This is a genomic window from Comamonas testosteroni (genome assembly GCF_000761245.1).
GTDB lineage: Bacteria > Pseudomonadota > Gammaproteobacteria > Burkholderiales > Burkholderiaceae_C > Comamonas > Comamonas testosteroni_C.
The window spans coordinates 1-675 of sequence record NZ_AWOR01000055.1; the positions used below are offsets into that span (position 1 = coordinate 1).

General features: G+C 66.4%; 1 protein-coding gene. It reads left to right on the forward strand.

Features of this window, described 5'->3' with window-relative positions; genetic code table 11:
* On the forward strand, window positions 1-675 hold a 675-nt coding region (locus P353_RS16000; RefSeq protein WP_034371461.1), incomplete at both ends, for an NAD(P)(+) transhydrogenase (Re/Si-specific) subunit beta.

Genomic DNA, 675 nt, shown 5'->3' on the forward strand with positions numbered 1-675 from the left:
GCCGACATGCCCGTGGTGGTGTCCATGCTCAACAGCTACTCGGGCTGGGCTGCTGCGGCGACCGGCTTCATGCTGGGCAATGACCTGCTGATCGTCACCGGCGCGCTGGTGGGCTCATCGGGTGCCATCCTGAGCTACATCATGTGCCAGGCCATGAACCGCAACTTCATCAGCGTGATTGCGGGCGGCTTCGGCTCCGGCACGCCGGCCAAGAAGAGCGGCGCGTCTGCGGCCGCCGAGCCCCAGGGCGAGGTGGCGCCCGTCAGTGCAGCCGAGACCGCCGAGATGCTGCGCGAGGCAAAAAGCGCCATCATCGTGCCCGGCTACGGCATGGCCGTGGCCCAGGCCCAGCACACGGTCAATGAAATCACCCGGACCCTGCGCGAGCAGGGCGTCGCTGTGCGCTTTGCCATCCACCCGGTGGCGGGCCGCATGCCCGGCCACATGAACGTGCTGCTGGCCGAGGCCAAGGTGCCCTACGACATCGTGATGGAGATGGACGAGATCAACGAAGACTTCCCCGAGACCGATGTGGCCATCGTCATCGGCGCCAACGACATCGTCAATCCCGCAGCCCAGGACGATCCTGACAGCCCCATCGCCGGCATGCCGGTGCTGGAGGTGTGGAAGGCCAAGACCTCCATCGTGATGAAGCGCTCCATGGCCTCCGGCTAC